20 protein-coding genes are annotated in these 20,633 nt (G+C 33.7%); 19 read left to right on the top strand and 1 reads right to left on the bottom strand.

Annotated elements, in window-relative coordinates:
* Positions 1 to 75: 75 nt before the first annotated feature.
* The 11 genes from ABYI63_RS10035 (at position 76) to ABYI63_RS10085 (ending at position 9,423) form a co-directional block, all read left to right on the top strand.
* On the top strand, positions 76 to 1,164 hold the full coding sequence (locus ABYI63_RS10035) for a diphosphomevalonate/mevalonate 3,5-bisphosphate decarboxylase family protein (RefSeq protein ID WP_372756063.1): 1,089 nt from the start codon (positions 76 to 78) through the stop codon (positions 1,162 to 1,164).
* 55 nt (positions 1,165 to 1,219) lie between these two features.
* Positions 1,220 to 2,149, top strand: a complete 930-nt coding sequence (locus ABYI63_RS10040; RefSeq protein WP_372756065.1) for a mevalonate kinase — start codon at positions 1,220 to 1,222, stop codon at positions 2,147 to 2,149.
* A 53-nt stretch (positions 2,150 to 2,202) separates the two neighbouring features.
* Positions 2,203 to 3,108: a geranylgeranylglycerol-phosphate geranylgeranyltransferase gene (locus ABYI63_RS10045; protein ID WP_372756067.1), complete on the top strand. Its 906-nt coding sequence runs from the start codon at positions 2,203 to 2,205 to the stop codon at positions 3,106 to 3,108.
* Between the two features lie 62 nt (positions 3,109 to 3,170).
* A complete protein-coding gene (locus tag ABYI63_RS10050; RefSeq protein WP_372756069.1) occupies positions 3,171 to 4,049 on the top strand; it encodes a pseudouridine synthase in 879 nt (292 codons plus the stop codon).
* Between the two features lie 94 nt (positions 4,050 to 4,143).
* Positions 4,144 to 4,296, top strand: a complete 153-nt coding sequence (locus tag ABYI63_RS10055) for a hypothetical protein (protein ID WP_372756071.1) — start codon at positions 4,144 to 4,146, stop codon at positions 4,294 to 4,296.
* Positions 4,297 to 4,381: 85 nt separating this feature from the next.
* A complete protein-coding gene (locus ABYI63_RS10060) occupies positions 4,382 to 5,779 on the top strand; it encodes an arginine decarboxylase (RefSeq protein WP_372756073.1) in 1,398 nt (465 codons plus the stop codon).
* Positions 5,769 to 6,707, top strand: a complete 939-nt coding sequence (gene speB, locus ABYI63_RS10065; RefSeq protein WP_372756075.1) for an agmatinase — start codon at positions 5,769 to 5,771, stop codon at positions 6,705 to 6,707. The genes ABYI63_RS10060 and speB overlap by 11 nt, the downstream gene beginning before the upstream one ends.
* A complete protein-coding gene (locus ABYI63_RS10070; protein ID WP_372756077.1) occupies positions 6,697 to 7,674 on the top strand; it encodes a deoxyhypusine synthase family protein in 978 nt (325 codons plus the stop codon). The genes speB and ABYI63_RS10070 overlap by 11 nt, the downstream gene beginning before the upstream one ends.
* A 16-nt stretch (positions 7,675 to 7,690) precedes the next feature.
* Positions 7,691 to 8,104: a hypothetical protein gene (locus ABYI63_RS10075; protein ID WP_372756079.1), complete on the top strand. Its 414-nt coding sequence runs from the start codon at positions 7,691 to 7,693 to the stop codon at positions 8,102 to 8,104.
* Between the two features lie 9 nt (positions 8,105 to 8,113).
* The gene (locus ABYI63_RS10080) at positions 8,114 to 8,344 is read left to right on the top strand and encodes a hypothetical protein (RefSeq protein WP_372756081.1); all 231 of its coding nucleotides are present in this window, start codon (positions 8,114 to 8,116) and stop codon (positions 8,342 to 8,344) included.
* A 296-nt stretch (positions 8,345 to 8,640) separates the two neighbouring features.
* The gene (locus ABYI63_RS10085; protein WP_372756083.1) at positions 8,641 to 9,423 is read left to right on the top strand and encodes an RMD1 family protein; all 783 of its coding nucleotides are present in this window, start codon (positions 8,641 to 8,643) and stop codon (positions 9,421 to 9,423) included.
* Here ABYI63_RS10085 and ABYI63_RS10090 read toward each other — a convergent pair.
* Positions 9,370 to 10,794: a mannosyltransferase gene (locus tag ABYI63_RS10090; RefSeq protein ID WP_372756085.1), complete on the bottom strand. Its 1,425-nt coding sequence runs from the start codon at positions 10,792 to 10,794 to the stop codon at positions 9,370 to 9,372. The two genes, ABYI63_RS10085 and ABYI63_RS10090, sit on opposite strands and share 54 nt — an antisense overlap.
* A gap of 166 nt (positions 10,795 to 10,960) precedes the next feature.
* Here ABYI63_RS10090 and mce point away from each other — a divergent pair, with 166 nt between their 5' ends.
* The 8 genes from mce to scpA all read left to right on the top strand — a co-directional run bounded on the left by mce (position 10,961) and on the right by scpA (position 20,484).
* Entirely contained in the window at positions 10,961 to 11,365 is a 405-nt protein-coding gene (mce, locus tag ABYI63_RS10095) for a methylmalonyl-CoA epimerase (RefSeq protein ID WP_372756087.1), read from the top strand.
* A 35-nt stretch (positions 11,366 to 11,400) separates the two neighbouring features.
* A complete protein-coding gene (locus ABYI63_RS10100) occupies positions 11,401 to 12,960 on the top strand; it encodes an acyl-CoA carboxylase subunit beta (protein WP_372756089.1) in 1,560 nt (519 codons plus the stop codon).
* Positions 12,960 to 13,322 (top strand): OadG family protein, encoded by a 363-nt coding sequence (locus ABYI63_RS10105; protein ID WP_372756091.1) that lies wholly within the window; start codon positions 12,960 to 12,962, stop codon positions 13,320 to 13,322. Before ABYI63_RS10100 ends, ABYI63_RS10105 begins: the two co-directional genes overlap by 1 nt.
* Positions 13,323 to 13,360: 38 nt before the next feature.
* On the top strand, positions 13,361 to 13,780 hold the full coding sequence (locus tag ABYI63_RS10110; protein WP_372756093.1) for a biotin/lipoyl-containing protein: 420 nt from the start codon (positions 13,361 to 13,363) through the stop codon (positions 13,778 to 13,780).
* A gap of 92 nt (positions 13,781 to 13,872) precedes the next feature.
* Positions 13,873 to 15,195 carry a sodium ion-translocating decarboxylase subunit beta gene (locus ABYI63_RS10115; protein WP_372756095.1) on the top strand — a complete coding sequence of 441 codons (1,323 nt, stop codon included), beginning with the start codon at positions 13,873 to 13,875 and terminating at the stop codon, positions 15,193 to 15,195.
* Between the two features lie 48 nt (positions 15,196 to 15,243).
* Entirely contained in the window at positions 15,244 to 16,530 is a 1,287-nt protein-coding gene (locus ABYI63_RS10120) for an acetyl-CoA hydrolase/transferase family protein (protein ID WP_372756097.1), read from the top strand.
* Positions 16,531 to 16,559: 29 nt separating this feature from the next.
* Positions 16,560 to 18,347 carry a methylmalonyl-CoA mutase family protein gene (locus ABYI63_RS10125; protein WP_372756099.1) on the top strand — a complete coding sequence of 596 codons (1,788 nt, stop codon included), beginning with the start codon at positions 16,560 to 16,562 and terminating at the stop codon, positions 18,345 to 18,347.
* A gap of 4 nt (positions 18,348 to 18,351) precedes the next feature.
* The gene (gene scpA / locus ABYI63_RS10130) at positions 18,352 to 20,484 is read left to right on the top strand and encodes a methylmalonyl-CoA mutase (protein ID WP_372756101.1); all 2,133 of its coding nucleotides are present in this window, start codon (positions 18,352 to 18,354) and stop codon (positions 20,482 to 20,484) included.
* The last annotated feature ends 149 nt before the right edge of the window (positions 20,485 to 20,633 follow it).

Below are 20,633 nucleotides of genomic sequence, written 5' to 3' on the forward strand. Positions count from 1 at the left end.
CTAGGAGTAACAGTAACAGCAAGAAACTACAATACATTGGTAAAACTATTATCTTTGTGTGCTGAAAATTAAGAAATGACAGAACAAAACTTCATCCCGAAACCATATGGTAAACATATTGAGAGTGGCGTTGTAGCTTGGGAATCGCCCAGTAACATTGCTTTAATTAAATATTGGGGTAAAAAGAAAGATCAGATTCCGGAAAATCCATCTATAAGTTTTACACTTAATAGTTGTAAAACCATTACAAAAGTATCGTTTTTTAAAAAAAACGACGTCGTAAACTTTGAGTTTGATGTTTTTTTAGATGGTAAAAAGAAAGTTGATTTTAAACCAAAGATTCAAACGTTTTTTGAACGTGTAGAAGATTATCTACCATTTCTTAGAAACTATAAGTTTAAAATTGAAACTGAAAACACCTTTCCGCATAGTTCCGGAATTGCATCATCGGCATCTGGAATGAGTGCTTTGGCATTGTGTTTAATGAGTATTGAAAGAGATCTCTTGACTCCGCTTGAAGTAACAGACGAATATTTTAACCAAAAAGCATCCTTCTTAGCACGATTAGGTTCTGGCTCAGCATGTAGAAGTATTGAAGGCGATATCATTGTTTGGGGAGAAACTAAGCAAATTGAAGGAAGTAGCGATTTATTCGGAATAAAATATCCCTATAAAGTTCATGATAATTTTAAGGATTATCAAGACACTATTTTATTGGTTGATAAAGGTGAAAAGCAGGTGAGTAGTACGGTTGGACACAATTTAATGCATAACCACCCTTATGCAAAGAATAGGTTTCAACAAGCACATGAAAACTTTGAAAAATTAAAGCCAATTTTAGAATCTGGCGATTTAAAGGCGTTTATTGCCTTAGTAGAAAGTGAAGCGCTAACACTGCATGCAATGATGATGACGAGTATGCCATATTTTATTTTAATGAAGCCAAAAACTTTGGAAATAATAAATAAAATCTGGAAATTCAGACAAGATACAGGCTCAAATATAAGTTTTACATTGGATGCAGGAGCAAATGTTCATGTATTATATCCGAAAAATGAGTCATTCGAAGTTTTGGAATTCATTAAAAATGAATTAGTTGTATATTGTCAAAACGGTCATTATATTTGCGACCAAATTGGCATGGGTGCAAAAAAAATTAATTAATTTTGCAAAGTGTTTAAAAATATTCTTATATTGTTAAACAGAATTTAGAATACACATGAAAGGACCATTATTTTACTCTAAAATATTACTCTTCGGAGAATATGGAATTATTAAAGATTCTAAAGGATTATCAATACCTTATAATTTTTATAATGGAGCTTTGAAAACCGATAAAAATCCATCAGAGGCAGCTTTAAAATCTAATCAAAGTTTAAAACGATTTGCAAGCTATCTTGAAACTATTAATCCGGAGTTGGTTACTTTCGATATTGAAGCCTTAAAAAGTGATGTTGAGGCCGGAATGTATTTTGATTCTTCTATTCCGCAAGGGTATGGTGTAGGCAGTAGTGGTGCTTTAGTGGCCGCTATTTATTATAATTATGCACACAATAGAATCACGGTTTTAGAGAACCTAACTCGAGAAAAATTATTGACTTTAAAATCTGTTTTTTCAGAAATGGAATCTTTTTTCCATGGAAAATCGTCTGGTTTGGATCCGTTAAATAGCTATTTGAGCATCCCAATTCTTATCAATTCTAAAGATGACATTGAAGCCACCGGAATTCCATCTCAAAAAGTAGATGGAAAAGGAGCTGTGTTTTTATTAGATAGCGGAATAATTGGCGAAACAGCGCCCATGGTAAGCATTTTTATGGAAAGTATGAAACAAGAAGGTTTCCGTAATATGCTTAAAGATCAATTTATAAAGCATACCGATGCTTGTGTGGATGATTTCTTAAAAGGAGATATTAAATCCTTGTTTAAAAACACCAAACAATTATCAAAAGTGGTGCTTAATAACTTTAAACCAATGATTCCTCTGCAGTTCCATGAATTATGGAAAAAAGGAATTGAGACCAATGAATATTACCTTAAACTTTGTGGTTCCGGCGGTGGTGGCTATATTTTAGGTTTTACTGAAAATATTGAAAAAGCGAAACAATCATTAAAAGATTATAAATTAGAAGTAGTTTATAATTTTTAATCATCCTTTTTCGTTCTGAATTAGATTCGGAAGCCTATTAAAATATTTTTTTCATGTTATCACGGAAACAGAAACACATACTACTTAAGTTTTTCAGCATGTTTTCTGTTGTAAGAGGTTACAATATTCTTATTATTGTAATCGCTCAATATTTGGCATCTATTTATATTTTGGCTCACGACAAACCCTTAAGAAGTGTTGTCTTAGATCTTAATTTGTTTATGTTGGTTTTAGCTTCGGCAGCTACCATAGCGGGGGGGTATATAATTAATAATTTTTACGATTCGGAGAAGGATTTAATTAACAGGCCCATAAAATCGAAGTTAGATAAATTGGTTAATCAAAACACAAAGTTATCCTTCTACTTTGTTTTGAATTTTATGGCGGTTATTATGGCAAGTTATGTGTCGTTTAAAGCTGTTGTTTTCTTTTCAATATACATTTTCGGTATTTGGTTTTATTCACACAAATTAAAAAAGATGCCTTTTATAGGAAATCTCACTTCTGCAATTTTAACCATTACGCCATTTTTCGCCATTTTCATGTATTACAAAAATTTTGAAACTGTCATTTTTGTTCATGCAGTGTTCTTGTTTTTACTCATTTCTATGCGAGAACTCACAAAAGATTTAGAAAATATTGCAGGCGATTTTACTCAAAATTACCATACCATACCCATTGTTTATGGCGAAAAGGTTTCAAAAAAGATGTTAACTGTGTTAAGTCTGTTATCTCTAGTTCCAATTTATTTGTTATTATTTAGGTTCGAAATTGGTTACATGTATATTTACTTTTATTTTAGTATATTATTGTTATTGATTTTTTTAATAATCCTTTGGCGTTCAAAAAGTAAGTTGCACTATTTAATAGCGCATAATATTTTAAAATTTATCATAGTTATTGGTGTTTTTGGCATTTTATTGATAGATATTAATTTGTTGCTTAATAGGATTTTATAAAAACGTAATTCAAAAATCGTGAATCGTAAATTTTAGAAGTATCTTTGTAAAAAATTAAAGTGATGAGCAGAACGCAAGGAACAAGTGGAAAAGGGAAACCTTCAGGAAGAGGACAGCAAAATGGAACAAGCAAACCTACAAGTAGGGGAGGTAATTCATCTAAGGGTAAAAGCTTTGCTAGAGGGAATGCGCCTATACGTAATGTAAACCCACCAGCTAAAAAAATAGCTAATCCGGACGAGATTCGTTTAAATAAATACGTGGCTAATGCTGGTATTTGTTCGCGTCGAGAAGCCGATGTGCATATTGCTACAGGACTAGTTACAGTAAATGGTAAAGTAGTTACCGAAATGGGTTATAAAGTGAAGCTTGATGACGAGGTGCGTTATGATGGAGCAAGAATTAACCCAGAGAAAAAAGCATATGTATTATTAAATAAACCAAAAGGCTTTGCAACCACAACAAGCGAAGGTAAGGGTAGAACAGTAATGGATTTGGTGGCCAACGCAACATCTTCAAGAATTAAACCAATTGGTCGTTTAGGCAGAAACTCAAAGGGTTTGTTGTTGTTTACAAATGATGATGTGATTGCCGAAAAATTCACAAATTCCAAAAATGGCATTGCTCGTTTATTTCATATAGAATTAGATAAGAATTTAAAACTAGAAGATTTAAAAGCAATACAGGCAGGTTTTAAAGTAGAAGGTAAACTGATATCGGTTGAAGAAATAAGTTATATTGATGGCGCTTCAAAATCAGAAATTGGATTAAAAATAAAAAATATTGGAAATACCTTAATTCGCACCATATTTGATCATTTTAAATATGAAATATTGAGTATTGACTGTGTTGCTATCGGACATCTTACTAAAAAGGATATTCCGCGTGGACATTGGAAACACCTAACAGAGCAAGAACTGAATACTCTGAAGATGCTTTAAAAAAAATCTAAAAAAAAAACCTAAATTACTTCATAATTAAATTTTTTATATTTCATTTGCAACCTAATTACTGAACAAATTGAAACGTGTTTATATGTTTGGGTTTTTGAAAGTTAAGAAGTTTTTTTCAAAAATAGCTTATAGAAAAAGTAACCGAATTTTAGAATTAACTTCTGCTTATACCATTGCTGGAAGTCAGCATATCTATGGCTTTATTCCAACAACCCAAAGTCAAATTCGAATTTGATTAATAGGTAATATAATTTGATTAGAAACGAATGTTTCTTAACTTTAAAAAATTATCATTAAACTATTACATCTAAAAATAAAGAATGAATACCAAATACATTGATTTAATAAATCAATCTTTTTATTTTCCGCAAGAAGAATTTGATCTAAACGAAAGACATTTACGATTCCATGGCATTGATTTAATGGGATTAGTTGAACAATATGGTGCACCTTTAAAATTTACGTATTTACCGCAAATTTCTAATAATATTCACCGCGCAAAAGGCTGGTTTGATAAAGCCATAAAAGCTAATAAATATAAAGGCAAATACAATTATTGCTATTGCACAAAAAGCTCGCACTTTAAACATGTTTTAGATGAAGCTTTAAAGAACGATATTCACATTGAAACATCTTCAGCTTTTGATATTGATATTGTTGAAAGTTTAAAAGCCGAAGGTAAGATAACCGACAAAACTTACGTTATTAGTAACGGTTTCAAAAGAGATAAATACATTTCTAACATAGCAAGATTAATTAATAGCGGACACAAAAACTGTATTCCTATAATTGATAACTACGAAGAAATAGATTTGCTTTCAAAAGAAATAAAAGGAAAGTTTAATGTCGGAATCCGAATCGCTTCAGAAGAAGAACCAAAATTTGAGTTCTATACTTCACGATTAGGTATTGGTTATAAAAACATATTACCTTTTTACAGAAGCCAGATTAAAGAAAATAGTAAAGTGAAACTAAAAATGCTTCATTTTTTCATTAATACTGGAATTCGTGATAATGCGTATTACTGGAACGAGCTTACAAAATGTTTAAAAGTTTATACGAGTTTAAAACGTATTTGCCCAAGTTTAGATAGTTTAAATATTGGTGGTGGATTTCCGATTAAGAACTCTTTGGCTTTTGATTTTGATTATGAATATATTGTAGGCGAAATCATTAACCAAATAAAGTTAGTATGTGAAGAAGAAGAGGTAGAAGTGCCACACATTTTTACTGAGTTTGGCAGTTTTACTGTTGGAGAGAGCGGCGGTGCTATTTACGAGGTCTTATACCAAAAGCAACAAAATGATCGTGAAAAGTGGAACATGATTAACTCATCTTTCATCACAACATTACCAGATACTTGGGCTATTAATAAACGTTTCGTTATGTTGCCAATTAACAGGTGGCATGAAAGTTACGAGCGTGTTTTGTTAGGAGGTTTAACATGTGATAGTGATGATTATTACAATAGTGAGCAACACATGAATGCCATTTATTTGCCAAAATATAATAAAGATAAGCCTTTGTATATTGGCTTCTTTAATACAGGTGCCTATCAGGAAACTATTGGTGGTTTTGGAGGGTTACAACACTGTTTAATCCCTATGCCAAAACACATCTTGATTGATAGAGATGCCGATGGAAATATCACAACCGAGCTTTTTAGTGAACAACAAAAAAGTGAAGACTTACTTAAAATTTTAGGTTATGACAAATAACACGTATGCTGGTATAGCAGAAGAATTTGGGAAGTTAGAGCAAGCCAAAATTGTTTTAATTCCTGTGCCTTTTGAAAATGCAAACAGCGTTCAAAAAGGGTCTGAAAAAGGTCCGGAAGCCTTTTTAAAAGCTTCAGATAACATGGAACTTTACGATATTGAAACTGATACAGAAGTTTACCAGCAAGGCGTTTTTTTAGCAGATGCTATTGAAGAAAACACCTCGGCAGAAGCCATGGTTGATGCTGTTCATCAAATCACAAAAAAATATATCAAAAAAAATAAATTTGTTACTTCTTTTGGTAGCGAGCATGTTGTTTCTATAGGAACCATTCGTGCGTTTAATGAAATGTTTCCAAGTTTAACAGTGCTGCACATTGGTGCACACGCTAATTTGAGAAAAACCCATAATGGTAGTGCCATAAATAATGCATGTGCGTTGCATGAGGCAAACCAAATGACTAATTTAATTCAAGTTGGTATACGATCAATGAGTGCCAACGAGAAAACAATCGCAGAAATTGAGAAAACATATTTTGCTCATGAAATGGCGGTTGATGATACTTGGATAGATTCAGCCATTGACCAAATGACAGATAATGTTTTTATCAATTTTAATTTAAATGCATTAGACATTTCCATAATGCCAAATACAGCATCACCTCTTCCCGGAGGCTTGTTTTGGTATGAAACCTTGGATTTTTTAAAGCAAGTTTTTGCCGAAAAAAATGTGGTAGGGTTTGATATTGTAGAACTATGCCCAAGTGTAAAACAAAAAGCATCCGATTTTTTAGCTGCAAAATTGTATTATAAAATGTTAAGTTATAAATTTATGGGTGAAGAAGTAGGTGATGATTATGATAACACCTACGATAATTCAAAACAAAAAAATAACGCTTTAAAATTTAATGACGACGATGAGTACTAAAGGACCAATATCACAATTTATAGAAAAAAATTATTTACACTTTAACGCTGCTGCTTTAGTAGATGCCGCAAAAGGCTACGAAACACACTTGCTTGAAGGTGGTAAAATGATGGTGACATTAGCAGGTGCGATGAGTACTGCCGAGTTGGGAAAATCCTTAGCAGAAATGATTCGTCAAGATAAAATTCAAATCATATCTTGTACAGGAGCAAATCTTGAGGAGGATATCATGAATTTAGTTGCGCATAATTCCTATAAACGCGTGCCAAATTACAGAGATTTATCTCCAGAAGAAGAGCGTGATTTATTAGATAATCATTTTAATCGTGTTACCGATACTTGTATCCCAGAAGAAGAAGCTTTTAGAAGATTACAATCGCATTTATACGATATTTGGAATAAAGCTGATAAAGCTGGAGAACGCTATTTTCCACATGAATTTATGTATCAAATGATAAATTCAGGAGTGTTAGAGCAATATTACGAGATTGATCCAAAAGACTCTTGGATGGTAGCTGCTGCCGAAAAAAACTTGCCAATCGTAGTTCCAGGATGGGAAGATAGTACCATGGGTAATATCTTTGCTTCTTATTGCATTAAAGGCGAATTTAAAGCATCAACTACCAAAAGTGGTATTGAGTATATGATGTGGTTAGCCGATTGGTATCCAAAAAATTCAGCGGGTAAAGGTGTAGGTTTCTTCCAAATTGGTGGAGGTATTGCGGGCGATTTTCCAATTTGTGTTGTACCAATGCTTTACCAAGATATGGAAATGCACGATATTCCGTTTTGGAGCTATTTTTGTCAAATTAGCGACTCAACAACTAGCTACGGTTCATATTCTGGTGCCGTGCCAAACGAAAAGATTACTTGGGGTAAACTAGATGTAGATACTCCAAAATACATAATAGAAAGTGATGCAACAATTGTTGCACCATTAATTTTTGCATATTTGTTAGACCAATAATTCCAACCCAAATAAAATGTTACGCAAAATTGTAGATTACAAAAAATTAAATGAAGATATCTTAAATCTTCTAGTTGAAAAGTTTCCTGATGGATACGATGAAACAGATGTGATTTCATTTAGAAATGCTCAAAATGAAATAATAGAAGCTGTAGAGGTAAGAACCGAGGACACTATTTATTTAGTAAAAGTAGGTAAACGCCTTGTGCAAGCTATGGAAGACTTCGGTGACGATGATACGGATGTTGCTGATGATTTTGAAGAAGTTAAAGTTGATGATGCAGATACGGATTTAGACGATGACGACGACGAAATAGAAGTTAAAAAGGTAAAACCCGTAGATGACGACGATGAGGATGATGACGATATGGATGATGCCGATTCAGATTACGACGAGGATGAGGATGATGAAGATGATGACATTGATTAGTTTTTAGATATGAGAACAGCTGTTTTTAAGTCTTACAAGAACGGTTACTTTACGTTTTGGTTTGAAAATGGAGAAGAGTTAGTATTCGAGGAAGTGCATCCTAGAGTACTAAAGCAATACGATTTAAAGAATGATAAAAGTCTTATAGACAAAAGTTTTAGAATAACTTTTGTTGAAGATTTTGAGGATGAAGACGAAGATTTTGTAATTTATAGAGTTGAAAGTTTAAAGCCTATTTAAGTAATTGCTTTTGAAAGAGCATGATTTTTATTAGGGTTGATAAATTTTTGTTTATTAACCCTGAATAATCTATTACAAGGTAAGATATTGTCATCTTCATTTTGGCAATTATTATTGCCTAATTGATAGATTGAGAATAAACGTATGGAGCCTTAATTCAGAAAAATTAGTTTGGTAATTCAAATTTAGTTTTTAAGAATAATGAACAAACACATTTCGTTCTTTATTAAAGTTCGTAACGGAGACATGTTGAAGTTTAAGAGTTTTAAAAATTCATCTGAAATTTTCAATACACAATGTACGCCACAGTTGCTTATCAGGTAGCGAACACAATTAATATTAAAGAAAGTAAAAGTCACTTATCATGGTCGTTAATCTTCCATGGTAGTGACGAGCTTTTTTATAAAGTATCCAACAATTCCTTTATTTATATATTCCAATATGGTATTGTAAGCTTCTTTAATTTAGATGAGGATACCATCAATAGTGTATTTAACAAAATCAAACCTTTTTGCACCAACTATTTTATTGATAAACTTTCCGATGTGGTGGAAGTATCAGTATCAAACAACACGCTTAAAGTAGGTTTTAACAGCGTTATTCTTCCTAGTTTGGATGAAGAGATGATACGTTTAGTAATGTTGAATACCTCGCAGTCCGTAGCTCTTGATCGCTATTCCGAAATAACCGAGGCGTTGTTAATAGAAACCAATAAGCATACTACCTATTTAGAAAATAAAGGGAAATTGGATATTTCTGGTTATACCTTAAAGCGGTTTATAGGCAGGGTCTTAAACATTAAAAACCGCATTTCTGAAAACTTATACATTTTTGATTCTCCTGATAGTACCTGGGAAAATGAACAACTTAATAAGTTAAACCTAGAACTTAAACAAACCTTCGATTTAACGGATAGATATCGATTAATTCACGACCGTATTGAAATTATTAAAGAGAATCTAGACCTCTTTAAAGATATTATGTACCATAAGGAGAGCAGTAAGTTAGAATGGATTATTATTATTTTAATTGTTATTGAGGTGGTTGATATGTTTATTGCTAAAATTTTCTTTAATTAAAACTTCCCAAATAAACACCGAATAAATAATTAAATACTCCAAGGCTATAATCCATAAATTCTCAGAATTATTCGTATTCAAATAGGCTAAATAGCTCAAAATAATGGTGAAACTCCAAACCAATGGAAATTTGTAATTAGTAAACACGGATAGTATTAACAGTGTTGAAATATACCAAGGATGTACAGTTGTTGCCGTAAAATAGTAAAATGAAAGCACGAAAAGCATGCTAGTTATAAGCTGCGTTGTAGTTTTATTTTTTCTTAAAAAAGTAACACCCAGCACAAATAAAATTACAATTACGGGTATGGTTTTGCCAATAGTTGCAATCTCGTTATAGCCCCTAAATGAATACCCAATTTCACGAGCTATATAGTAAATACTCGCATTAAATTCAAAGTTTTGAAACCACAAGCCAACTGTTTTAGTATAGTTATTAATGAATTGTGTTGAAAAGAACGGTGCAAATAATACCAAAGTAGAAATTCCAACCAAGCTGTAAAACCCTATAAGTTTCAAAAATCCAATGGTTTTAAAAGATTTTGTTTCAAATACTTCAGTTGCTGAACTATTTTTATACTTCACAAACCAATAAAAAACCAAAGGTAAAAACATTAAAGGAACCAATTTTGTAGCAATAGATAAAGCGAAAATTACAGCAGAAAATTGCCATTTTCCTGAATGCAGCAAATACAAACTCCAAATTAAAAAGAAAATCATAACCCCTTCAAAATGAAGGTTTCCAGTTAATTCAATAATTATAAATGGATTTAATAGGTACCAAAAAATGTGATAACTGGGAATGTTTAATTTAAGTAGTAATTTTTTTCCAAAAACTAAGGTTCCAAAATCGGCTGCAATTATAATTAAACGCATAACCACTACCGAACCAAGTATGCTTTTCCCAGCAAATAGTGCAGCAATGGCAAAACACAATTGGTTTATAGGAGGATAATTGGTGAAATGACCAGCATTAAGTTTTCCCATGCCATCATATAGCATTTGAGATTCTGCCACGGGAAATTTTCCTGTGCTTATAAAAGATTCCACGGTATGTAAATAGGGATTAAATCCTTCCAAAATCATTCTGCCATCCCATATAAATCGGTAGAAATCTTGAGATAGGTTTGGGATGGCCAAAATAAAAACAGTCCTAAAAATAAAAGCTAACCAAGTTAAAAATACCAATCGGGTTTTTAATAAGTTAACTAGTTTGTAAAACAGAAAAAACAACGCAGTAAAAAGTGTTAAAAGTTTTATATAATCTGTTCTATGTAAATCGTATGCAAATGAAATATAGAGTAAAATGCAAGAAAACACCCAGAATAAAGGTGTTTTATTTCGTTTTAAAAATGCTGTTTTCGGTAACATATTTCAAATATAAACCTATTTGTTTGGCGGGCTAAAAAATAATTAAAATACTATAACGATATAGTTTATATTTATTCTAACTATTTGACTAATACATGACATCCGTCATAATATTAAGTAGTTTGTTCCTTTAATTTTGAAGCAAAATAAAATAAAACATATTATTATGAATATTTCACATATTGAGCACATAGGAATTGCTGTTGAAAACCTTGAAGAATCTATTAAATACTACGAAGGCGTTTTAGGTATGAAGTGTTATTCTATAGAAGAGGTTGTTGATCAGAAAGTGAAAACAGCCTTTTTTTTGGTAGGTGACACAAAAATTGAACTTCTTGAAAGTACAGCTCCAGATGGACCAATCGGTAAATTTATTGAGAAAAAGGGGCAAGGTATACATCATATAGCTTTTGCTGTTAAAAACGCTACAGAGGCCTTAAAACAAGCAGAGGAAAGAGGTGTTACACTTATAGATAAAGTATCTAGAAAAGGTGCTGAAGGACTTAATATTGGTTTCCTACATCCGAAATCAACATTAGGTGTTCTTACAGAGCTTTGTTCTAAGGAATAAAACGACTTTAAGAATAAAGCAAATTCATTTAAATAATGGCAAATCAGGATAAAATAAACGAACTCATAGCAAAACGGGCTAAAGCACGGTTGGGTGGTGGTGAAAAACGCATCAATTCACAACATGCCAAAGGCAAGTTAACAGCTCGTGAAAGAATAGATATTCTTTTAGATGATAATAGCTTTGAAGAGTTTGATATGTTCGTTACCCATAGAACCAAATCTTTTGGGTTGGATAAGGAAATTTATCTTTCCGACGGTGTTGTAACCGGTCATGGAACCATTGATGGAAAAATTGTTTATGTTTTTGCTCAAGATTTTACGGTTTTTGGAGGTTCTCTTTCAGAAACCTATGCATTGAAAATATGTAAGATTATGGATATGGCCATGAAAATTGGTGCGCCCGTAATCGGACTTAATGATAGTGGTGGGGCCCGTATTCAGGAAGGAGTACGGTCACTTGCCGGTTATGCCGAGATTTTCCAAAGAAATATCATGGCATCGGGGGTTATTCCTCAAATTTCATCCATTTTAGGGCCTTGTGCTGGTGGTGCGGTTTATTCACCGGCGTTAACAGATTTCACCATAATGACCGATAAAACAAGCTATATGTTTGTTACCGGTCCGAAAGTAGTTCAAACCGTTACTGGCGAAGTGGTTACGGCTGAAGAGCTGGGGGGTGCCAATATCCACTCATCGAAATCTGGTGTGTCTCATTTTTTAGCTGAAAACGACGAAGAAAATCTGCTTTTAATTAGAAAGTTGTTAAGCTATTTACCTTCAAATAATCTTGAAGATCCACCAACGATAACAACATCAGATCCTATTGATAGATTAGATGATATTTTGAATACCATCATTCCAGAAAACGCTAATCAGGCTTATGACATTATTGATGTTATTGCAACCATTACAGATAATGGTGAATTTTTGGAAGTACACAGAAATTATGCAAAAAACATAGTTGTAGGTTTTGCTCGTTTTAATGGACGTTCGGTTGGTATTGTTGCAAATCAACCCAAATATTATGCAGGTGTTTTAGATACTGAATCCTCTAGAAAAGCCGCTAGATTTGTTCGTTTTTGCGACGCTTTCAATATTCCTATAGTTACTCTAGTAGATGTTCCTGGATTTTTACCAGGTACAGGACAAGAATATGGTGGTATCATTTTACACGGGGCAAAATTACTATTTGCTTATGGTGAAGCCACAGTGCCTAAAGTAACCATCACATTACGAAAATCATATGGTGGTGCACATGATGTAATGAGCTGTAAACAGCTACGAGGCGATTTAAATTACGCATGGCCAACAGCCGAGATTGCAGTAATGGGAGCAAAAGGTGCTGTTGAAGTTTTAGAAGGCACCAACATTAGCAAGATTGTAGATGAAGGCGAGAAAAGGCATTACATTGAAGAAAAGGAAAATGAATATAATACCAAATTTGCCAACCCTTATGTGGCTGCCAAATATGGGTTTATAGATGATGTTATAGAGCCTAGAAATACACGTTTTAGAATTATTAGAGCGCTTGAATTACTAGCCAATAAAAAGGATGTAAATCCGCCTAAAAAACACTCAAATATCCCGCTGTAATGACACCAATATTTTTAACAACAGATACTATTACCGAAGGTTATATCATTTTAATTACAGGCTTATTAATAGTTTTTAGTGGCCTGCTATTACTAACGCTGTTTTTTAAATATGGAATGCCTACAATGCTTTATTTATATAAAATTATTACCAAAGGTCCTGATAAAAAAATTAAAGAAATATCACCTAAAGTGAGCCCGCAATTTACAGGAGAGATAGCCGCTGCAATTTCAGTAGCAATTCACTTGTACTTAAATACACAGCATGATCACGAGAACGCTATTTTGACCATAAAACAAGCAAGAAAAATGTATTCTCCGTGGAGTTCCAAAATTTATAGCGCTTATAGAAATAGGCTCTAGTTTGGAATTATTTTTAATCTGATAATAATATTAAGAATATGAAAAATTTCACATTCAACATAAATGAAAATAGTTACGGGGTTAAAATTGTATCACACGAAGATAATGTTATAGAGTTGGAAGTAAACGGTACTGTTTATTCTGTTAAAATGAAAGAAACAGTTAAAACGGTAAAAACACCAACACTAGTTCGTAAACCAGCAAGTTCAACAATAGAGCCAATTAAAATAAATCCAGCTGCTTCAAAAACTAAAATAGTAGCACCAATTCCTGGGGTTGTTTTATCAATTAACGTAAAAGTTGGAGATACAATTAAGGTGGGCGATGAGTTATTGGTTTTAGAAGCCATGAAGATGGAAAATAGCATAACCTCTGAGAAATCAGGCCTAGTTACGGCTATTAATGTTAATGTAGGCCAACAAGTACTGCAAAGTGAAGTAATGATAGAATTGGAATAAAAAAGTAAAGGTGATTTAGAATTTAGATAAAGAACCTAAAAAAGAAAACATGAACAATTCGGTTAATTTGAGAGCTTGTTTATAACAAAGAAATGAAAAGAGTAATATTAATATTTGGAGTTCTATCGCTGCTAGTTTTTATTCGACCTGTTTTAGGGTTGAATACAAATACTAACAATGCTATCTCAACTACGGCTGATGTTCAAGCAGATGAAGACACAAATAATGAAAGTTTTATTTCGGAGGCTCTCGACGGGATTAACCGATTTTACAGTTTCACAGGTTTTGCAAATGCACAAGGTGGTAATATCCTCATGATCTTTATTGGAATTGTATTTATCTACCTCGGGATTAAGTTCGATTACGAGCCTTTATTGCTAATTCCTATTGGTACGGGTGTGATAATAGGGAATATTCCTTTTGTAGCAGGTTATCAAACAGGAATTTATGAAACAGGATCGGTACTAAATTACCTGTATTTTGGTGTTGTTAAAGGGGTCTACCCACCACTAATATTTTTAGGTATTGGAGCCATGACCGATTTCTCATCTTTAATTGCAAACCCTAAATTAATGCTTTTAGGTGCGGCAGCTCAAATTGGTGTTTTTGGTACGTTTTTAGGAGCTTTGTATTTAGGGTTTAGCCTTCCAGAAGCTGGTGCTATTGGAATTATTGGTGGCGCAGATGGTCCAACGGCCATTTTCTTATCATCAAAATTAGCCAATGGTGTAAATATTTTACCAGATGGTACTACGGTAAAAAACTTAATAGGACCTATAGCAATTGCAGCCTACTCATATATGGCATTGGTACCCGTTATTCAACCACCTATTATGAGGCTGTTAACTTCTAAAAAAGAACGATTAATTAGAATGAAGCCTCCAAGAGCCGTCACTCAAAAGGAAAAAATGATTTTCCCAGTGGTAGCGTTATTGCTTACAACTTTTATATCGCCAAGTGCCTTGCCTTTATTAGGGATGTTGTTCTTCGGGAATTTACTTAAAGAATCTGGTAGAACTGAACGATTAGCTGATACGGCTCGCACCAAATTAATTGATATCGTTACCATATTGCTAGGTGTTACAGTTGGAGCATCAACACAGGCCGATATATTTCTAACTGCAGATTCAATGAAGATTTTTGCACTGGGAGCTATTTCATTTGTAATAGCCACTATGGGCGGTTTAATGTTTGCAAAATTCATGAACCTGTTCCTAAAGGGTGATGATAAATTAAATCCACTTATTGGAGCATCGGGCGTTTCTGCGGTTCCAGATAGTGCAAGGGTAGTACATGCTGAAGGAATTAAAGCCGACCCGCATAATTATTTATTAATGCATGCTATGGCACCCAATGTTGCCGGCGTTATAGGTTCGGCCATTGCAGCAGGTATCATATTAAGTTTTTTAGGATAAATATAAGAACATAAACAAATAAGACATAAAAATTAAATAAATTAGACAATGAATATACCGAACAAAATGTCAGCTGAAGATGCTGTAAAACTAATTAAGTCAGGTGATAGAGTGTTAATTCAAGGAGGTTCAGCAACACCTCAAACACTTATTAGAGCAATGGTGGCAAGAGGGCCTCAATTAAGAGGTGTAGAAATTTGCCATTTACATACTGAGGGCGAATGTGGCTATATAGCACCAGAATTCCGAGATAGCTTTCATACAAGTGCTTTTTTTATAGGAGGAAATGTTAGAAAAATGGTAGGAGATACTGTTGATTACATTCCAATTTTTTTAAGTGATATTCCGAGTTTATTCCGACAAGGCTATATGAATTTAGATGTTGTTATGGTAAATGTGTCTCCACCAGATCAACATGGGTTTTGCTCTTTAGGCGTTTCAGTAGATATTGTTTTAGCTGGAATTGAGCATGGTAAAACGGTTATTGCCCAAATTAACCCAAGAATGCCAAGAACTTTTGGTGACGCCCAAGTTCATTTAAGAAATTTTTCTGCTTGTGTAGAAGTAGTTGAGGAAATTTATGAAATGAAATTTGTACAACCAACTGAAGAAGAACAAGCCATAGGTAAAAATATTGCAGCAATTATTGATGACGGTGCTACACTTCAAATGGGTATTGGTGGTATTCCAAATGCCGTTTTAAGGTATTTAACAAATCATAAAAACCTAGGAGTACACACCGAAATGTTCTCTGAAGGTTTAGTAGATTTAGTTGAAAAAGGCGTAGTAAATGGTTCTAAAAAGAAAACAAACCCATATAAAATTGTATCAGGATTTGCAATGGGTACCAGAAGATTATATGATTTTATGGACGATAATCCAGAAATTGAAATGAGAGATATTGCTTATGTGAACGATACGTCTATTATCCGTCAAAATCCAAAAGCAACAGCCATTAACTCTGCTATAGAAATAGATATTACAGGACAAGTTTGTGCCGATTCAATTGGGCCAAGAATGTTTTCTGGTGTTGGTGGTCAAATGGATTTTATGAGAGGTGCTGCTTTATCTAAAGGCGGAAAACCAATCATTGCAATTTCTTCACAAACATTAAAAGGCGTTTCTAAAATTACACCTATGCTAAAACAAGGCGCTGGCGTTGTTACAACACGTGCTCACGCCCGATTTGTTGCAACTGAATATGGTGTAGCCGAATTATTTGGAAGAACTTTAAAACAACGTGCCGTAGCTCTAAGAGACATTGCTCATCCAAATCATAGAGAAGCATTAGACAAAGCTATTTTCGAAAGATTTGGAAGTAGCATTACAGTTTAAATATATAAGTTAAACATAATAATAATAGTATGGATACTAACAAAAAACTTTTCTCAGAATTTGCTCCTGTTACTAAGCAGCAATGGATTGAGAGAGTAAACGCCGATTTAAAAGGTGAAGATTTCAATAAAAAACTAGTTTGGAATAATCTTAGTGGTCTTGATTTTCAGCCTTTTTATACTGCTGAAGACACCATTACTCAACTTAAAAATACAGGACAAAATTCGCAATCTTTAGTCAATTATAGAAGCATTGCTGTTTGTTGTGCTGAAACAGGAAATGATTTAGCAAAAAAAGCTATTGAAGAAGGGTTGAATGGCATCATATTTCAATTAATTGATGCTGTGCCTGTTGCAGAGCTTTTAAAAGGAATAGACTTAAATGAAGTTACAGTTTCTTTTGAGTTGTACAATAATGCGATTGCCTTTACAAAAGACTTGGTTGCTGTGGCAAAAGGTAAAAACTTAAAAGGTTTTATCAATACAAGTTTAATTTCTAGTTACGTAACAACGGGGTCTTTCGATGAAAGTAAAGTAGAAGATGCTGCAGAATTAATAAAATTAACAGCCGATTTCCCTAATTTTAAAGCCATAACAATTTCGGGAACTGAATATTTAGACTCTGGCGCTAATCAAGTTCAGGAAATTGCTTATACCTTAAACTCGTTAGTATTTTTAGTTGAAAAATTAAAGGCAAAAGGCGTTTCAGAGCAATCTATTTTTAACAACTTAAATGTACTGTTAGCTATTGGCTTAGAATATTTTGTTGAAATTGGCAAATTCAGAGCTTTTAATAATTTATTAGCAGAAGTAGCTGCCAAATATGGAGTTACAGATTTTTCAAATATTACTACTGCTAAAACCTCTATTTGGAGTAAATCGGTTACAGATGCTGAAACAAACTTATTGCGTTGTACCACAGAAGCCATGTCTGCTATTTTAGGAAATGTAGATGGTGTTTTAATTGACCCTTACGATAAAGAGTTTAAAAGCGCTTCTGATTTTTCAAGTAGAATAGCAGGAAACATTACCACTATTTTAAGAGAAGAATCTTATTTTGGTAAAGTAGCAAACCCTGTTGATGGTAGCTATTATATAGAAGAAGTAAGTACTAAAATTGCTGAAAAAGCTTTAGAATTATTTAAAGCCATTCAGGCAAATGGAGGTTTTTATGCTGCTTTTGAAGCAGAAACCATTCAACAACAAATTGCAGAAATTCGTTTGCAAAAATTAAAATTATTAAGCCAGCGACGTTCAGCTATGGTGGGTATTAATAAATATCCTAATTTAATGGAAACGGTTGATAAAGATAGGCTTTCAACAAATGTTACTGAAAATTCTAAAGTATTAACGCCAAGAAGAGCTTCCTTAGAAATTGAGGCCATGCGTAAAGTGACTGAGGAAATCGTTGCTGCTACAGGTGTTCGTCCAATTGTGCAATTGGCTTCTTATGGAAATTTAACCATGCGTAAAGCAAGAGCTGCTTTTTCATATGATTTTATTGGTGTAAGTGGTTTTGATGTTCATCAGGAAGAAACCTTTGCAAATGCAGTAGTTGCCGCTACCAAAAGTGCGGAAGCTAATTCTCATGTCGTTGTAATTTGTAGTTCAGATCAAGATTACGACGAAACTGCACTAGACTTTATAAAAACATTTAGAGCTATAAATACGGATAAGGTATTGCTATTGGCTGGTGCTCCTAAAAATATGGACGAATTAACTGAAGCTGGTTTAGATGGTGTTGTAAATATGAGATCAGATGTTCTTGTAACACTTTCAGCTATTCAGAAAAAAGTTCAAAAAACATTAAAATCTTAAGACTATGCAACCAGATTTTTCAGATATAAAAATAAATTCAGCTGTTAAACCAACAGTTGAAAATAAAAACAATCAAGACGTTTGGAATACGCCTGAAGGTATCCCTGTAAAAAAACAGTTTACTAAAGCCGATATTTCAGAGGCAGAACATTTAAACTATGTGGCCGGTGTTCCTCCTTTTTTAAGAGGACCATATTCCGCAATGTATGCCATGCGTCCTTGGACTATTAGACAATACGCAGGTTTTTCTACAGCAGAAGAGTCAAACGCTTTTTACAGAAGAAACTTAGCAGCTGGTCAAAAAGGACTTTCAGTAGCATTCGATTTAGCAACGCATAGAGGTTACGATTCCGATCACCCTCGTGTAACAGGTGATGTTGGTAAAGCAGGTGTGGCTATCGATTCTATTTTAGATATGGAAATTTTATTCGACCAAATTACGTTAGATAAAATGTCTGTTTCCATGACCATGAACGGTGCCGTTTTGCCAATTATGGCATTCTACATTGCTGCTGCTAAAAAACAAGGGGTTTCTTTAGATCAATTAAGCGGAACCATTCAGAATGATATTTTGAAAGAGTTTATGGTGCGTAATACATACATTTATCCGCCATTACCTTCAATGAAAATTATTGGTGATATTTTTGATTACACTACCAAAAACATGCCTAAGTTCAACTCTATTTCTATTAGTGGTTACCACATGCAGGAAGCTGGAGCAACTGCTGATATTGAGTTAGCTTATACATTAGCTGATGGTATGGAGTACATTAGAACTGGATTAGCGTCTGGTTTAAAAATTGATGAATTTGCACCTCGTTTATCATTCTTCTGGGCAGTAGGAATGAATCATTTTATGGAAATTGCGAAAATGCGAGCTGCACGTATGCTATGGGCAAAAATCATCAAATCATTCAATCCACAAAATCCAAAATCGATGGCATTGCGTACCCATAGTCAAACATCTGGATGGAGTTTAAGTGAACAAGATCCTTTTAACAACGTGGCTCGTACCTGTATTGAAGCAATGGCTGCTACCTTGGGTGGTACCCAATCGTTACATACAAATGCATTGGATGAAGCGATTGCTTTACCAACCGATTTCTCTGCCAGAATTGCGCGTAATACGCAAATATTCATCCAAGATGAAACGCAAATGACAAAATCTGTCGACCCTTGGGCAGGATCTTATTATGTTGAATATTTAACTCAGGAAATTGCCAAAAAAGCTTGGAAACTTATTGAAGAGGTTGAAGAGTTAGGAGGCATGGCAAAAGCTATTGAAACAGGTGTTCCTAAAATGCGTATTGAAGAAGCTTCGGCAAGAAAGCAAGCACGTTTGGATTCTGCACAAGATATTCTAGTTGGGGTTAATAAATTTCAAACGGAAGAAAAATCAAATATTCAAATATTAGAAGTTGATAATTCAGTTGTAAGATTATCTCAAATTGAGCGCTTGAAAAAATTAAGAGCAAACAGAGATCAAAATGTTGTAGATGCTAAATTAAAAGCATTATCAGAATGTGCTGCAACTGGAAAAGGAAATTTATTAGAATTAGCTGTTGAAGCTGCTGAAAATTTTGCAACCTTAGGTGAAATTTCGGATGCGTTAGAGACTCATTTCGGTCGTCATAAAGCAGATAATAAATTGATTAGTGGCGTTTATGGCAAAGAAGTAAGTAATGATAGCACCTTCGCTCAGGCGCAAAAAGTGGCCGATAAATTTGCGAAAATTGAAGGGCGTCGTCCTCGTGTTATGATTGCGAAAATGGGACAAGACGGGCATGATAGAGGAGCGAAAGTAGTAGCTTCTAGTTTTGCCGATTTAGGTTTTGATGTGGATATGGGGCCTTTATTCCAAACGCCAGAAGAGGTAGCTAAACAAGCTATTGAAAATGATGTGCATTTTGTTGGCGCCTCTAGTTTAGCAGCAGGACATAAAACACTTATTCCGCAATTAATTGGTGAATTAGAAAAACTAGGAAGACCAGATATTATGGTATTTGCTGGCGGTGTTATTCCAGAGCAAGATTATAATTACTTGTTAGAACGTAAAGTTGCTGCCATTTTTGGACCAGGAACTGTTATTTCTAAAGCGGCCATATCTATTATGGAAAAATATTTAGAGCAGGATTAATAGCAAAAATTTGTGACGTCCTGAAATAGGGATACAGAATTAATAATTTAAAGGTAGTGATTTTATGTCACTGCCTTTTTTAGTTTTATATTTTTTTCTTTTGATACTATTTTGTTTGTGCATTTGATTGGGAGTCAACATGTAATTGG

It is taken from the genome of Mariniflexile sp., from assembly GCF_041583155.1.
Taxonomy (GTDB): Bacteria; Bacteroidota; Bacteroidia; order Flavobacteriales; family Flavobacteriaceae; genus Mariniflexile.

Bases quoted from the DNA above. Each gene is read 5' to 3' on its own strand.
- ABYI63_RS10035 (WP_372756063.1), top strand. From the start codon at position 76: ATGACAGAACAAAACTTCATCCCGAAACCATATGGTAAACATATTGAG.
- ABYI63_RS10040 (WP_372756065.1), top strand. From the start codon at position 1,220: ATGAAAGGACCATTATTTTACTCTAAAATATTACTCTTCGGAGAATAT.
- ABYI63_RS10045 (WP_372756067.1), top strand. From the start codon at position 2,203: ATGTTATCACGGAAACAGAAACACATACTACTTAAGTTTTTCAGCATG.
- ABYI63_RS10050 (WP_372756069.1), top strand. From the start codon at position 3,171: ATGAGCAGAACGCAAGGAACAAGTGGAAAAGGGAAACCTTCAGGAAGA.
- ABYI63_RS10055 (WP_372756071.1), top strand. From the start codon at position 4,144: ATGTTTGGGTTTTTGAAAGTTAAGAAGTTTTTTTCAAAAATAGCTTAT.
- ABYI63_RS10060 (WP_372756073.1), top strand. From the start codon at position 4,382: ATGAATACCAAATACATTGATTTAATAAATCAATCTTTTTATTTTCCG.
- speB (WP_372756075.1), top strand. From the start codon at position 5,769: ATGACAAATAACACGTATGCTGGTATAGCAGAAGAATTTGGGAAGTTA.
- ABYI63_RS10070 (WP_372756077.1), top strand. From the start codon at position 6,697: ATGAGTACTAAAGGACCAATATCACAATTTATAGAAAAAAATTATTTA.
- ABYI63_RS10075 (WP_372756079.1), top strand. From the start codon at position 7,691: ATGTTACGCAAAATTGTAGATTACAAAAAATTAAATGAAGATATCTTA.
- ABYI63_RS10080 (WP_372756081.1), top strand. From the start codon at position 8,114: ATGAGAACAGCTGTTTTTAAGTCTTACAAGAACGGTTACTTTACGTTT.
- ABYI63_RS10085 (WP_372756083.1), top strand. From the start codon at position 8,641: ATGTACGCCACAGTTGCTTATCAGGTAGCGAACACAATTAATATTAAA.
- ABYI63_RS10090 (WP_372756085.1), bottom strand. From the start codon at position 10,794: ATGTTACCGAAAACAGCATTTTTAAAACGAAATAAAACACCTTTATTC.
- mce (WP_372756087.1), top strand. From the start codon at position 10,961: ATGAATATTTCACATATTGAGCACATAGGAATTGCTGTTGAAAACCTT.
- ABYI63_RS10100 (WP_372756089.1), top strand. From the start codon at position 11,401: ATGGCAAATCAGGATAAAATAAACGAACTCATAGCAAAACGGGCTAAA.
- ABYI63_RS10105 (WP_372756091.1), top strand. From the start codon at position 12,960: ATGACACCAATATTTTTAACAACAGATACTATTACCGAAGGTTATATC.
- ABYI63_RS10110 (WP_372756093.1), top strand. From the start codon at position 13,361: ATGAAAAATTTCACATTCAACATAAATGAAAATAGTTACGGGGTTAAA.
- ABYI63_RS10115 (WP_372756095.1), top strand. From the start codon at position 13,873: ATGAAAAGAGTAATATTAATATTTGGAGTTCTATCGCTGCTAGTTTTT.
- ABYI63_RS10120 (WP_372756097.1), top strand. From the start codon at position 15,244: ATGAATATACCGAACAAAATGTCAGCTGAAGATGCTGTAAAACTAATT.
- ABYI63_RS10125 (WP_372756099.1), top strand. From the start codon at position 16,560: ATGGATACTAACAAAAAACTTTTCTCAGAATTTGCTCCTGTTACTAAG.
- scpA (WP_372756101.1), top strand. From the start codon at position 18,352: ATGCAACCAGATTTTTCAGATATAAAAATAAATTCAGCTGTTAAACCA.